The sequence below is a fragment of the Pseudoalteromonas sp. DY56-GL79 genome (assembly GCF_041414765.1).
In the GTDB taxonomy this organism is placed as follows: Bacteria; Pseudomonadota; Gammaproteobacteria; order Enterobacterales; family Alteromonadaceae; genus Pseudoalteromonas; species Pseudoalteromonas piscicida.
Genome location: NZ_JANHZS010000025.1, coordinates 69,086 through 81,523, shown reverse-complemented (window position 1 = coordinate 81,523; position 12,438 = coordinate 69,086). Strand labels below are relative to the sequence as shown.

Annotated in this window: 18 protein-coding genes; 3 read left to right on the top strand and 15 right to left on the bottom strand. The window is 42.5% G+C overall.

Features of this window, described 5'->3' with window-relative positions; genetic code table 11:
* Positions 1-60: 60 nt before the first annotated feature.
* The 5 genes from NO992_RS17905 to NO992_RS17885 form a co-directional block, all read right to left on the bottom strand.
* Positions 61-519 (bottom strand): hypothetical protein, encoded by a 459-nt coding sequence (locus tag NO992_RS17905; protein ID WP_253106490.1) that lies wholly within the window; start codon positions 517-519, stop codon positions 61-63.
* 111 nt (positions 520-630) lie between these two features.
* Complete coding sequence (locus NO992_RS17900; protein WP_371379536.1) at positions 631-1,479, bottom strand: lipase secretion chaperone; 849 nt, start codon at positions 1,477-1,479, stop codon at positions 631-633.
* Positions 1,476-2,393 carry a triacylglycerol lipase gene (locus NO992_RS17895; RefSeq protein ID WP_010375696.1) on the bottom strand — a complete coding sequence of 306 codons (918 nt, stop codon included), beginning with the start codon at positions 2,391-2,393 and terminating at the stop codon, positions 1,476-1,478. Before NO992_RS17895 ends, NO992_RS17900 begins: the two co-directional genes overlap by 4 nt.
* A gap of 218 nt (positions 2,394-2,611) precedes the next feature.
* A complete protein-coding gene (locus tag NO992_RS17890) occupies positions 2,612-3,574 on the bottom strand; it encodes a phosphatidylinositol transfer protein (RefSeq protein WP_371379533.1) in 963 nt (320 codons plus the stop codon).
* Between the two features lie 404 nt (positions 3,575-3,978).
* The gene (locus NO992_RS17885) at positions 3,979-5,034 is read right to left on the bottom strand and encodes an NAD(P)H-dependent flavin oxidoreductase (protein WP_371379531.1); all 1,056 of its coding nucleotides are present in this window, start codon (positions 5,032-5,034) and stop codon (positions 3,979-3,981) included.
* A gap of 143 nt (positions 5,035-5,177) precedes the next feature.
* On the opposite strand from NO992_RS17885, the gene NO992_RS17880 reads away from it, so the two are divergent.
* Together NO992_RS17880 and NO992_RS17875 are read left to right on the top strand one after the other, a co-directional pair.
* On the top strand, positions 5,178-5,621 hold the full coding sequence (locus NO992_RS17880; RefSeq protein ID WP_371379528.1) for a GNAT family N-acetyltransferase: 444 nt from the start codon (positions 5,178-5,180) through the stop codon (positions 5,619-5,621).
* Between the two features lie 92 nt (positions 5,622-5,713).
* Positions 5,714-6,229, top strand: coding sequence for a hypothetical protein (locus NO992_RS17875; RefSeq protein ID WP_010375687.1), 516 nt, complete (start codon positions 5,714-5,716; stop codon positions 6,227-6,229).
* 369 nt (positions 6,230-6,598) lie between these two features.
* On the opposite strand, the gene NO992_RS17870 is transcribed toward NO992_RS17875, so the two are convergent.
* The 9 genes from NO992_RS17870 to NO992_RS17830 form a co-directional block, all read right to left on the bottom strand.
* On the bottom strand, positions 6,599-6,805 hold the full coding sequence (locus NO992_RS17870) for an EF-hand domain-containing protein (RefSeq protein ID WP_371379526.1): 207 nt from the start codon (positions 6,803-6,805) through the stop codon (positions 6,599-6,601).
* A 9-nt stretch (positions 6,806-6,814) separates the two neighbouring features.
* A complete protein-coding gene (locus NO992_RS17865; RefSeq protein ID WP_010375684.1) occupies positions 6,815-7,036 on the bottom strand; it encodes a crotonobetainyl-CoA--carnitine CoA-transferase in 222 nt (73 codons plus the stop codon).
* Positions 7,037-7,085: 49 nt separating this feature from the next.
* Positions 7,086-7,307: an EF-hand domain-containing protein gene (locus NO992_RS17860; protein WP_010375683.1), complete on the bottom strand. Its 222-nt coding sequence runs from the start codon at positions 7,305-7,307 to the stop codon at positions 7,086-7,088.
* A 50-nt stretch (positions 7,308-7,357) separates the two neighbouring features.
* On the bottom strand, positions 7,358-7,579 hold the full coding sequence (locus NO992_RS17855; RefSeq protein WP_010375682.1) for a calmodulin: 222 nt from the start codon (positions 7,577-7,579) through the stop codon (positions 7,358-7,360).
* A gap of 68 nt (positions 7,580-7,647) precedes the next feature.
* Positions 7,648-7,869 (bottom strand): EF-hand domain-containing protein, encoded by a 222-nt coding sequence (locus NO992_RS17850; protein WP_010375681.1) that lies wholly within the window; start codon positions 7,867-7,869, stop codon positions 7,648-7,650.
* An 87-nt stretch (positions 7,870-7,956) separates the two neighbouring features.
* On the bottom strand, positions 7,957-8,178 hold the full coding sequence (locus NO992_RS17845) for a calmodulin (protein ID WP_010375680.1): 222 nt from the start codon (positions 8,176-8,178) through the stop codon (positions 7,957-7,959).
* A gap of 58 nt (positions 8,179-8,236) precedes the next feature.
* A complete protein-coding gene (locus NO992_RS17840; RefSeq protein ID WP_010375679.1) occupies positions 8,237-8,458 on the bottom strand; it encodes a calmodulin in 222 nt (73 codons plus the stop codon).
* A 572-nt stretch (positions 8,459-9,030) separates the two neighbouring features.
* Positions 9,031-9,402 carry an SH3 domain-containing protein gene (locus NO992_RS17835; RefSeq protein WP_371379521.1) on the bottom strand — a complete coding sequence of 124 codons (372 nt, stop codon included), beginning with the start codon at positions 9,400-9,402 and terminating at the stop codon, positions 9,031-9,033.
* Positions 9,403-9,420: 18 nt separating this feature from the next.
* On the bottom strand, positions 9,421-10,347 hold the full coding sequence (locus NO992_RS17830) for a hypothetical protein (RefSeq protein WP_010375674.1): 927 nt from the start codon (positions 10,345-10,347) through the stop codon (positions 9,421-9,423).
* 178 nt (positions 10,348-10,525) lie between these two features.
* On the opposite strand from NO992_RS17830, the gene NO992_RS17825 reads away from it, so the two are divergent.
* Positions 10,526-11,338, top strand: coding sequence for a hypothetical protein (locus NO992_RS17825; protein ID WP_010375672.1), 813 nt, complete (start codon positions 10,526-10,528; stop codon positions 11,336-11,338).
* A gap of 222 nt (positions 11,339-11,560) precedes the next feature.
* On the opposite strand, the gene NO992_RS17820 is transcribed toward NO992_RS17825, so the two are convergent.
* Positions 11,561-12,286, bottom strand: coding sequence for a YebC/PmpR family DNA-binding transcriptional regulator (locus NO992_RS17820; RefSeq protein WP_010375669.1), 726 nt, complete (start codon positions 12,284-12,286; stop codon positions 11,561-11,563).
* Between the last annotated feature and the right edge of the window lie 152 nt (positions 12,287-12,438).

Below are 12,438 nucleotides of genomic sequence, written 5' to 3'. Positions count from 1 at the left end.
CAATTGAATCGCCTTTTCACTCGGTCTCCTAACTGAGCATTAGCTCTTTCGACAGTTCTGTTATTGCACAGCGCTTCGCACAGTTAGACACCCAGAGTTCTTTTTAGGCAGTGCAGCAAAGATAATCCGAGATACGAACTTATCCGTCACCACATCGCTTTGCGCTTTATCGCTACTGTTATAGAGATGCAATTGATTATCTTCAACGAAATAAAATCCCAATTGGTTTAATCGTGCCGCCCATCGGTATCCCGATGCTAAATCACATTTTATATAAGCACTTAACTCTCGATATTGCATTTGCTGATCACCGCCCCACAGCAACTGATAAGGCACATTTGCACGCTGTAAAGCCCCTTGCCAAAATCGTGATAAGCGCTGATTTCTATCTTTACAAAATACCTTTCCATGTGGATTCCAAAGGCTCAAGATAGCGCCCCGTGTATCAAAGCGGATTGGCTGTATTGGTTGAAAATATACTTGTAAATAAAGCTGCCACAGGTTTGGTTCAATTTTCATGTTTTACTGCTTCTTTGATTGTATTGACCAGTTATCAAGGTGGGCTCATGGCTGCAGGTTTGGCTGCTCCACGTAATCGGCCTATACATCTTATCAATAACTAAAAAATTATCACTTAACCAATACAGCAACTCGCTTTTGCTCATTCTCCGTAAAGGTTTGTTTGAGTAGTGACTCGACTTTTTCTTTTGCGATTTGGCTATCACCAAGCTCGGCTAGAATATTTTGTTTTTGCAGCATAAAGCTTTGTAGTTTTTGCTGCCAATACTGTTGTTGCTTCTGGACTTCAAGTATACGCGTTGCGGCTTTATCGCCGTAGTCAGCACTTAGTTCATTATAGTGTTTTTGCTGCCAGTTTGCGTTTAGGGTGTGTAACTGGGCTGAGGTTTGAAATAACACTTGTTCGCGCTTTGGAAGCCCACTGATATGCGTCTCAATTAATTGCTGCTTTTGCGACTCAGATATAGATGCGTCTGACAGAATTTGCCAGCGACTCAAAGCTTGCGTATCCCACGCATTATCATCTTCAAACCAAACTGCGATCACTTCATCCGTAAAAAATTGCCGCTGCAGTGCGTGTAGCAGCTCAACACGTTCTTGTAGATTAAGATGCGCATCCACATCAATTAAGGCCTGCTTAAATTGCACGTAGAGACCAGCAACTTCGTGAAGGCATTGTGGCAATAAATCCAGATAAGCTTGCCACTGCTCGGCTTGGTTATGGTTTTGTAGCTCAAAAAGCCAATCGTCGATTTGGTACTTATGCTGTTTATTAATGGTCTCACAATGTACGCTTACAGATGCACTCCTTGTGGGTTGTGGGACCTTATGCGCATCATTTTGCTGCTCAGATAACTCCGCGAACCGGGGAACATGACGCGGCGTCTCTTGCTGTTCACTCTCGATATAAACCAGCGACAGCATAGTCAAAATGATTAGCAAAAGGCCCCACTTTTTCATAGCGCCAGACCTTTTAAGCGGCGAATATGCTGGCGATAAACGGTTAATGGGTCTGTTTCGAACAAGTGATGAATACCAATGGTGTGGTTTACCTGATCTAAATGGTTCATTTTGAATTGGTTGTTGATCACCTGACCTAAATTACTAGAACAAGCTGATACTAGACCGTCGTTGGCCTCATCAAAAACTTGAGAGAACAGTGCAAGTGCGTTGTCAGCAGGGTCAAATACGTTGGTCCACGCTTTGCTGCCACTCCATGAAAAATAATGCACGCCATTGCTCGCTAGACTTTGCGTTTCGCCACAATAATGGCTTGGCACACCCTCAGGGTATTTTTGGTTAAATGCTAATGTGCCAGCCGTGGTCAAAGCGCCTAGCGCTTCGAGTGCGTCTTTTGGTGCGGTTGCTTTACCAGATAACAAATCAATCAACCCCGCAAGGCCGTTAGCAAGCGACGCTAAAAACTGCTCCGAAAATGAACCACTGTCTACTCCACCGCGAACAACATCAGCAAAACGGCTACCCCAGTTTACGCCACCAATACTAGTCGCTGAGGCCACCCACTCAGGTTTAACTGAAGCAACGTAGCGAATAGTTTGCGCGCCTTGGCTGTGACCAATTAAATTAACTTTGTCTTTCCCCGTTAATGCTCGAACCAACGCAACTTGCTCTAGTAGTTGCTCACCACGCAATTCTGAATTATGGGCTGATGATACTTCTGCAACATAAACCTGCCCACCTTCCTCATGGATCACTTGTGGTACGCGATAAAAATAATCTACTCCGAGCAGATTATCAAAACCAAACAGACCGTGAACTAATACCACGGGATACTCTAATTCCTCACCGCTGTGGGCGGGAGAGGTAACGACCGATAGCAACCCAAGCAGGGCGCTGAGAATTAACCTTTTCATGTACTTGCTCCAATTATTACAATTTAGTAACAAATAAACTTTAGATTACAATGGTCAGAGGTCAAGCCAGAATAGTGTAAAAAATGAAATTTTGATGAATGTTACATAAACAAAAGTAAATAATGGGGTGTAAGTTAGTACCTAGGATTCCCCAAAAGAAGCCAAAATACGGCTCCTTTTGCGAATTTCTAAAAATTTGGATCAATCGAGGGTAAGGTCTACAAGCAATCAGCGTGAGGATAAGTTGTGAGCTCACCTAAATGCACTTGGTAACTATTGCCGGTAATAGCTGTGGTACCGTAATGCCCGGCATCAGAACCAATAGTAAACGCCTCTGAAGCTGGGATCCCCGCTTTGACAAAGGCTTCAGCATCTGTTTTCGCATTACCATAAGCACGAACGACATCAATACCCTGCGCTTTTAAGCGATTAATTTCCGCAGTTTTATACTCTGCCGTTTTAAACAGGCTGGTTTCATTGCTAAGTGATGTGCGTAGAAAGCCTTGCGGTAAGCCCATCCAATTTAACCAACCGCGTGTCCCTTTAGCATACCAATACACTCTGGCTGTCAAAAATACGGGTTGATAGCCCAAATCAAGATAGTGGCGAACTAAATCATAAGCGCCATCTTTGGGGTCGGCATGATCTATTCCGGTATAGTCGCCAATTTGCTCGGCATCGGATTCGGTCAATGTGCCATCGATGTCAAACAGGACCGCTTGAGTGCCTGGCTCAACAACCGTGACATAACCTTGTGCACCAGTGCCATCAGCAGGTACGCCTGCGTATATACGATACTGACCCGCCGATAACTCAGGCAAGGTGATAAACGCCTTGCCATCGCCATTGGTGGTTTGCTCACCAAGATATTGCCAATTTGTGTCCGACTCAGCACGGTAGTAAAACTCCACCGACTCGAATTCCAAGTCTTTATGAGTGATGCTACCGTAGTCAAATTTAGCAGTGATCTGAGTTGTAGCACCGGCAGCGGTTACTTGATCGTGTACCATATGGTAACTCGGCAGCCAAGATAAGTATTTGTTAAATGAGCTAGAAAAGCTACGCTTGACCATATTAGGTGCTGCATAATGGGTTTCTAGTGCGGTAATACTTGGGCAAGTAGGGGTTGCCAGCGAAGAAAAAGAAGCGAATAACGCGGCTGTTAAAATAGAATGTCTCATGCACGACTCCGTGTTTATTATTGTCATAACGAATACGTCACCCAAGCAAATAATCGATTTACGTAGGTAACAAAGAGCAAGGCACAACAGAGTTGGCCTTGTCATAAAACGCTAGAGCATAAACTCGAAATGTGTCAAATTTGTTAACTAAAGTTTCTTATTTAACCTGAGGTTTGGATAAGGAATGTTCCAACTCATTATTGCTAAAGCACAACTTAGTTTTCTCCTTGTCTAGCCAGAGAGTTTTAGGGAAAACACCGCTTCCGCGTCCTGCTCTCGCTAAGGTACCTACATCCTGTAGGCAAGGCGAATTTACGCACCAATAGCTGGCTATTGGAAGTGAATTCAACGCAGTTAGCGCTAAAACTGGCTGCTAGAAAGGCATTAATTATCCGCAGCTCAGGTTATTTAACATTCCACAGATGTTCTATCATCTTTTGTGTACTGACTTCCATACAGCCTTGGCGGTTAACCCCTGCCCAAAGTGGGCTAAAATCACCACTTCCTTGCTTTTCAGCAGCGGCGCGTAATGGTGTCAATGCAGCTGATGCATAAGGAAAAGTGGGTACATCATCATTAATAAAACTGAGATCTATCATTAGTCGATTTTCAATCCCACGTGCAGGGCGGCCAGAAAACACATTGGTCACGGCGGATGGCTCAGCCAGTGACTTAAGTGCATCACGATGTACCAAAGAGGTGCTAGCTTCATCACATAGTAAGAAGCAAGTGCCTATTTGTGTTCCACATGCACCCAGTTCATGCATCATAGTAACATCATGATGAGAAGCAATCCCCCCGGCAGCCACTACAGGAACCGATAGCGCATCAGCGAGGATAGTTACCAATTGACGAGTATGTAGTTGAGACTCAAGCTTTGTCTCTGTGAAGGTTGCCCTGTGCCCACCCGCTTCAATCCCTTGTGCTATTACGATGTCTGCACCATTTTCAGCTAACCATATCCCCTCTTCTAAGGTCGTTGCGGAAGATAAAATAGTCGTCCCCCACGATTTTACGAACTCGACCAATTCAGTATCAGGAAGCCCAAAATGAAAACTGATCACGGGAGGTTTATAAGGCGCGATGGCCTCAGCCATTTCCCTATCAAATGGGCGTCTTAAGATCCCCATGTCATCGCTAGGTGTTAACTCCAGCTCATCGTAATATGAAGCAAGCTTTTTCTTCCACTTGTCTTGTTGATAAGGGTCAAGTTCCGGCATTTCATGGCAAAAAAAGTTAAGATTATATGGGCCTGAAGCATGTACTTTAAAATGCTCAATTTCAGTAACGACCTGCTCTTTACTCAGCATCCCACAAGGAATTGAACCGAGTATTCCGGCATTTGTTGCTGCAGCCGCTAAGCGCCAATTTTGCACACCCGCCATTGGCGCTTGGATCATAGGAATAGAGATATTAAGTAATGTGGTAAGCTGCATCACAAGGTCCTTGTTTTTGGGCAAAACGACATAAAGCCGAAGGTGCTTTCCAGTGTGAGGAAGAAGCGCTTAACGGTCAATGATTGTGCGGCTAATAAAGCAAACTTTCTCTTGCCAAAACAACCATGTTTGAAATAGTGTTTCTATAACAATACAAGGACGCCGTGATGAATATCTCTCTAAGAGCCATTGATAAACACAACTACGAAGCCATTTGCGATTTAGATGTCAGCCCTGAGCAGCAAGATTTGGTAGCCTGCAACATGTTTTCCATCGTAGAATCAAAATTTAATGATGGCTACACCACGCGCGCAATTTATCACGATGATGAAGCTGTTGGGATGCTAATGTGGGTACAAGAGAGTATAGAGCGCATCTCCATTTGGCGCTTTATGGTTGATCAGCAATGTCAGCAACAAGGGATTGGGCGCAAAGCACTCACCCTCGCACTCGAAGAAATCAAGCAGGCACCAAACCTTACCACCATAGAAATCTGTTATGTACCGAGCAACCCTGTTGCAAAATCGTTTTACGCGAGCTTTGGCTTTGAAGAAATTAGAATCAATGAAGATGATGGTGAAATGCTTGCTGTGATCAAACTGCCTCTCTAACAAGTTGTAATCTCCAGTAATTTGCGCAATTGGAAGCGTAGGTTAAACTCACTAAGAATGAAGTACGGTTGTTTAAGGGAAGTAGAGTTAACATGCACGAGCATACAAAACGCATTTGTGATTTTCTCACCGAAATTCAGCTGCCTTTTCGATTTCATGAAGTCGAGGAAAATACATTTTTACCTGGTCTAAAAACGGTAAAAGGTACACTTTATATCGATAACGAGAAATTGCTATACCCCGGTGATATATTGCACGAAGCCGGCCATATCGCCGTATGTGAGCCGATATTCCGCGACCAACTCCATGAAGACGTGTATAAAAATGGTCTCAAAAATGGCCGAGAAAAACAAGCCATGCAAGGGGAAGAAATGGCCGCCATTGCTTGGTCGGTTGCTGCCATCCAATATATTGGTTTGCCTTTAGAGGTCGTATTACATAAGGATGGCTATAAAGGCGCTAGCGCTAGCTTCGTAATTGCTTTTAAGGAAGGAAACGGATTCGGCTACCCATTACTCAGTGCATGGGATATGACTTGCCCAGAACAAGGCTTTCCTAAAATGCAGAAATGGATCAGGGATCATCGCTGGATTAATGAATTAAGTTAATCCCTTCCCTATCCAAACCTTAAGTTATCTAGGGCCTGTTGACCTTTTCTGTTTGATTTTTGTTCTCCTGAGTGTGTTTTGATCGCGACGCTCGACTTGTCGCCTAGTAATCTAGGCAAAAGTTGAGCAACAATGAACAAAGCGCACTCAGGGGAACCCAAAGGGCAGCGCTTGATTGGCATTTCTACTGTGTTATCGCCTAGCTTACATAGAATAACTATGCTACGCAGGCTCTGCCTTGTATAAATACCAATCAAACTGCTGCAAAAACAAACTTGAAAGGTCAGCAGGCCCTAGCAGCTCGAAATAAAAAAAGCCCGACTACAAAGTCGAGCTTGGGGAGGCGTGGCGCTTTGGATTGCCACTTGCTTACTGATTAAATTCTTTCTCAGACAGTTTGCCATCTCCGTCGCTGTCTAGCTTATCAAAGATCGAAGCAAGAGATTCTGACAGTGACGCTTCGCTTTTAGAGATAAAACCATCTTTGTCTAAATCAAAATCGTTAAATTCTGCTGCCATTGCTGAGCCGGCAAAAAGTACTGTGGCGGCTGTAATTGCTATTGCTAACTTTTTCATTGTGACCTCCTAGCCTTTAAAGTTAGAGAATTCAGAAGCGCTTAGCTGACCATTTTTGTCTGCATCTAGCTTCTCGAACTGACCAAGTAATGTTGATGATACTGATGCTTCTTGCTGGCTGATCTGCCCGTCTTTATCCTTGTCTACATCTTGAAATGACAAGGTTGCTGCCAGTGCCATCGTACTCACCAATACACCTATGGTCGTTGCACATACCGTTCTAAGTTTCATAGCCATTCTCCTCACTATGCCCGTCTCTCATTGCGGCTCTAGTCGCAAATTAACCTTTAAAGTTAGAGAACTCAGTTTCGTTTAGTTCTCCGTCAGCGTTTACATCTAGGTCTTTAAACTGCTCAATAAGCGCTGTATTTACTTTTGCTTCGCTCATGCTAATAGCACCGTTGCCATCTGTGTCATAGCTTGCGAAATCTTCACCAGCGATAGTATTTGCTGAAGCTAATGTTAAACCCGTGATTGATAGTGCGATAAGTACATTTTTCATCATTTTGCTCCTAAAATTTCCTAAATATGATTTGCTTCTGGACGGCTTGATTAGCCCTGGAAGTTTGCGAATTCAGACTCGCTTAACTCACCGTCGGCATTGCTGTCTAGTTGCGTAAATTGCTCTGCAAGCGACTGATTTACTTTTGCCTCAGTCATGCTGATGGTGCCGTTACCGTCAGTATCATATTTAGTGAAATCTTCACCAGCTAATGCAGAAGCTGAAGCGAATGTTAAACCTGCAATTGAAAGTGCTGCTAATACGTTTTTCATGATAGTCCAATCCTTCTGTCGTTTTCGTAATGGTGTTAAAGGCAGTGGGCGCTAAGCCCACCTAGCAATTAACCTTCGTAGTTCGCGTACTCAGATTTGCTTAGCTCGCCATCGGCGTTCGTGTCTAAGTCTGCAAACTGTTCAGTTAACGAAGTGCTTACGCTTGCTTCAGTAACGCTGATTGAACCGTTGCCATCAGTATCTAGTTTTTCGAAATCGCCACCAGCAAATGCTGATGCTGAAACCATTGATAAACCTGCGATAGATAGTGCTGCTAGTACGTTTTTCATAATCTAATCCTTCAATTGTGTCATTTTGTTCTGATGAGCTAGGCATGCGGCCCAGCTCTTTAACTCATTATTAAATCCAGTGCCAAATTAGCCTTCGTAATTTGCGTATTCAGACTTGCTTAGTTCGCCATCGGCATTAGCGTCTAAATCCGCGAACTGCTCGCTCAATGACGCGCTTACGCTCGCTTCTGTTACACTGATTGAACCGTTGCCATCAGTATCTAATTTTGCGAAGTCATCACCAGCGAGTGCTGACGCTGAAACCATTGATAAACCTGCGATTGATAGTGCTGCTAATACGTTTTTCATAATCTTTTCCTTAAATTGGGGTATTTTTAAATTTTGCTATTATGTCGTCGGCTCGTGCTTAGCCTTCAAAGTTATCAAACTCAGACTGGCTTAATTGGCCGTCTTGGTCGGCGTCAAGGTCTTTAAACTGCGCCATCAAATTTGGATTTGCTTTTGATTCGCCTAGTGAGATGTAGCCATCTCCATCAACATCGTATTTATCAAACTCAGAGTTTGCGTGAGCACCTACTGATGCGAAAGAAAGTACAGCTGCTGATAGTGCGATTGCTAAAGTTTTCATAATCAGTTCCTCTCATATTTCTAAACTTGTCGTTTCTGCTTCTCTACGTTGGTTTGTGTTGAAGCGAATGTTTTTTGCTTTCGAGATAACTATTCCAACTTTGATGCCAAAGTTTAAAAGAATATAAAAATCAACAAGTTAAAAACAAAGATGAATTTTCATTAAGGATGGATTCAGTGAGATTGTTGCCATTTAGCAACAGGAGATGTCGAGATAAAATTAAAACTTATTTATTTTCAATAAGTTAAGGTGTCGCATAAAAGCAACACCATAAAAAATTTGGATTTGAGTGCAGCCCAAAGCGGTTAAGTTTCATGCGACAATCATTCACATTCGGTATTGAGCAGAACCGCCAGAAAAAATTTTTATAAAAATATCGAAAATTTTTTCTTATATTTTCTAAGAAACCAGAAAGCAAATAAAAACAATTAAAAATCAATAGATTAGAACTCACATCCATCTTGAAGTAATTGCTATAAAGTGACAGAGTGAGCGGAAAACTGACAAAAAACACAAGTATTTTAAAAAAGTAGTAGAGAAAAGCGAGGAGTGTTGCTAAAAAGCAACACACGCTAGATTTGTGTTAGATTACGAAGCGGTACCCAACCTTGCAGCTCAGACTTTTTACTTGAGCACCACACCCAACCATTGAGTTGGTTATGCCCCAACAGGTGTTCATCTTGAACTACCGATAGTTCCTGAGCGGTATAGTCCATTAATGCAACACCTTGTTTGGGATTGACTAAGCGAAATACTTGAGCAGGTACCCAACCAGACACTTGCTCCTCAGTTTCACAGAAAAACCAATTGTCCCATCCCTCTTCGCCTTCATATTCTTCACCAACGTTCAATCTGGCGCCTTGTTTAAACGTGATGGGGGTCGGAAACTCATTGATATGTTCCTTGATTACTCGATATTCGATATCTAACTGCTTATTTTCCAAGTTTTAACTCCATGTACATCAACCATTTGACTGGCGTTTTAGCTCTTCCAGCATACGCTCATCGCCCATCAAGTTTTTGAGGATGGCTTTAACCTTAGGATCCGATGCATTTTCATAGAGAGACAGCAAATCTTGTGCGATCCTTTGTTGCTGCTTTGGATCGGCACCTGACTGGAAGTACTGTGACATCAATCCTTCTGCGGCGAGACTTTTCACGTAATCATTAGGCTCTTGCTCTAACATTTTCACAAACGATTGTGACAAACGCTCATCAACGATAGGTGTACGCGACACAAGCTCAAGCGCCTGTAGCCTCAACTTTTCATCACTCATGTTATGCGTCATATTGAGGATAGATTCTACAGCTTGATAATCATATTGCTCTAATTCATTGCGATTTAGCATAAACATGTTCATTTGCAGCTGACTCATTGCAGCTAAACGCTCCGCCGCCGGTAAACTGTTATTTAGAATTTTCTGTTTTAAATCGTTGCTGATTTGACTTGCGTACTCAGGATCAGTTTTGATCCGCATTTCGTAGTCTTCGGGTAAGTCTTCATAAAAGCCATAAATGGGGTTTTCTGCTTTCATCTCGTCAATTTTCTGCTGTTCACGCTTTTCTATCAAAGAGAAGATTAAAGACTCAAACTCATCCGGCGCTTGCTCAGAAAGTAAATCAGACTTTTCCATCGACAATGCCTGTAACCTCGTTTCAAGTTTATTGATCCGAGCCATTAACTTAGTAACTTGTTCAGACTCGTCAGTTGAAATCTGAGTGCTCTGCGTATACTGAGTTGCATTATAGTGAGGCTGTTGAGCTGAGCTCTGATATACGTGCGTTGCCACAGGAGAGGTTGCTAATTTGGTTTGAATGACATTAAACCCAGAAAAAGCCAATGCAAGAACTGAGCATGAAAGCGCTATATTGAGTTTAAGATTAGACATGAACGAGTTACCCTTATAAAAAGTAGCAATGTAATAGATCTGCAAGACAAATACTGTAAATGATTGTACTGTAAATTGATACAGCAAGAGGCAATTACGCAGATAATTATTACACTTTGCATAAGGTGAAAAAACAAGCCTCTAAACAGCTTGCCATAATTGCCAACAAGGAATGACTGTGAATAATATACTGCAAACCGTCCACTATAAACCTATCACATTGCTTTTGCTTGGCATTGCGACCGTGACGTCTTTGCTTGGCAGCAGCCTACTTTGGCAAAGTCACCAAGCCTTATTTCAATGGGTTTTACCATCAGTCTCACTACTTCTTGTGTTGCGATTAGGGTGGCATGTTCGTAAAACCAGCTTGGCTACTAGTCCCAGTACTTTACACAAAGACATAAAACTCTGTTGGATAGCCCTGCTCTTATGTACTGGCGGAGATATCGTCAACTTCAATCTCTTTGAGCTTTATCATCGTCAAGATCAAACCATAAAGCATGACTACTTGATCGACTCTATTTGGTTTTTTGCCTTTGGTTATGGGCTTTTACTCGGACTGCTTATTCGGTTTTTAAGGCGAGAATTTGCATTAACATTAGCAACCGCGACCGTATTGGTTGTGGTGTCTATTGCGTTATCGTCGCTTAGCTATAAAATGATGTACCTACCAACGATAAGCCAATACTCCCTGCTGTTGAGCGCAAGTTATAGCTTATTAGTGACCTTGCTCGGTGTTTTTGGTTTTTGGCTTATGATTCAAAACCTTAAACTCAACGAAAAAACCAACTACGCAGTTGCCAGCGGCTTTATTCTAGCAATGCTAGCGGATGCTATTATCGGTCAATTTTGGCTGTTCGCAAACCAAGGGGATGGCTACTTTCCTATTGCAAGGCACGTTAATTGGGTCATCTATATTGGCTCGCAAACGCTACTATTATTGTTTCCTATTGCCATGATAAAAACTAATGTTGCTACACCCAAGGCATAGACAATAAAAAGGCCGAACGATGTCGGCCTTAACTATTTATACCAATTGTATTAGGTCAATGAGCAATTTGAAGCGGAGAAATAGCTTTAGTAGCTAGGCAAAAATTTTGCTATTTAGTTGTTCTAAATGAGAAATTTTTAACGACGCTAATATGGTATTTCACCCTTCAAATTGATTGGAGACTTAGTACAATTGGTATTATGCGCTATATCGATAAACGACTTATCTTTTGACAATCGCATTGTGGTAAACGTTTTGTACGTCATCCACATCTTCAAGCATGTTGATTAGCTTTTCGAATGTCTCGATTGCTTCTGGATCTTCGATTTCTACGTGAGTTTGCGGCACCCAAGTGATTTCGTCTACCTCAAACGTGATCCCTTCAAACGCTTCTGTCAGTGCTGTTTTCGCCTTGAAGTATTCAGTGTGAGGTGCGAAAACAGAAACTTGGCCGTCTTCAACTTCTACGTCAGTAACATCAACATCAGCCATCATTAGCGCTTCCAAAACTGACTCGTCGTCATCACCTGCAAATCCTAAGATTGCAAAGTGGTCAAACATATGCGCCACACAACCTGGGTTACCTAAGTTTGAACCAGTTTTGGTAAACGGTAAGCGAACATCTTTGATAGTACGGTTCATGTTGTCTGTTAAACAGTCAACGATGATCATGCTGTTACCTGGACCGTAACCCTCATAACGCGCTGGCGTGTAATCTTCACCTGCACCGCCTGCCGCTTTTTCGATTGCTTTATCAATAACGTGTGCAGGAACTTGATCTTTCTTTGCCTTGTCGATTAAACGACGTAGTGACAAGTTCGTTTCAGGATCTGCGCCGCCATTTTTAGCAACAACGTAAATCTCTTTTCCGTATTTTGAGTTTACTTTTGTTTTTGCCGCCGCCGTTTTTGCCATGGCGTTTTTGCGGACTTCAAATGCTCTGCCCATCTTAATGCTCGTTTTTATAAAAATTGGCGAAGATTTTACCAAGACATTTGAGTTACGGCTATACCCTTATTATCCGTGATGGTAATTTGCTTTAAGTCGCACAATTATATGTTTGTTTTGCGGCTATTTTGTGGCGGACCTAAGCAACTTTA

Coding starts and splice junctions, on each gene's coding strand:
- NO992_RS17905 (WP_253106490.1), bottom strand. CDS start 519: ATGAAAATTGAACCAAACCTGTGGCAGCTTTATTTACAAGTATATTTT.
- NO992_RS17900 (WP_371379536.1), bottom strand. CDS start 1,479: ATGAAAAAGTGGGGCCTTTTGCTAATCATTTTGACTATGCTGTCGCTG.
- NO992_RS17895 (WP_010375696.1), bottom strand. CDS start 2,393: ATGAAAAGGTTAATTCTCAGCGCCCTGCTTGGGTTGCTATCGGTCGTT.
- NO992_RS17890 (WP_371379533.1), bottom strand. CDS start 3,574: ATGAGACATTCTATTTTAACAGCCGCGTTATTCGCTTCTTTTTCTTCG.
- NO992_RS17880 (WP_371379528.1), top strand. CDS start 5,178: ATGAATATCTCTCTAAGAGCCATTGATAAACACAACTACGAAGCCATT.
- NO992_RS17875 (WP_010375687.1), top strand. CDS start 5,714: ATGCACGAGCATACAAAACGCATTTGTGATTTTCTCACCGAAATTCAG.
- NO992_RS17870 (WP_371379526.1), bottom strand. CDS start 6,805: ATGAAAAAGTTAGCAATAGCAATTACAGCCGCCACAGTACTTTTTGCC.
- NO992_RS17865 (WP_010375684.1), bottom strand. CDS start 7,036: ATGAAACTTAGAACGGTATGTGCAACGACCATAGGTGTATTGGTGAGT.
- NO992_RS17860 (WP_010375683.1), bottom strand. CDS start 7,307: ATGAAAAATGTACTTATCGCACTATCAATCACGGGTTTAACATTAGCT.
- NO992_RS17855 (WP_010375682.1), bottom strand. CDS start 7,579: ATGAAAAACGTATTAGCAGCACTTTCAATTGCAGGTTTAACATTCGCT.
- NO992_RS17850 (WP_010375681.1), bottom strand. CDS start 7,869: ATGAAAAACGTACTAGCAGCACTATCTATCGCAGGTTTATCAATGGTT.
- NO992_RS17845 (WP_010375680.1), bottom strand. CDS start 8,178: ATGAAAAACGTATTAGCAGCACTATCAATCGCAGGTTTATCAATGGTT.
- NO992_RS17840 (WP_010375679.1), bottom strand. CDS start 8,458: ATGAAAACTTTAGCAATCGCACTATCAGCAGCTGTACTTTCTTTCGCA.
- NO992_RS17830 (WP_010375674.1), bottom strand. CDS start 10,347: ATGTCTAATCTTAAACTCAATATAGCGCTTTCATGCTCAGTTCTTGCA.
- NO992_RS17820 (WP_010375669.1), bottom strand. CDS start 12,286: ATGGGCAGAGCATTTGAAGTCCGCAAAAACGCCATGGCAAAAACGGCG.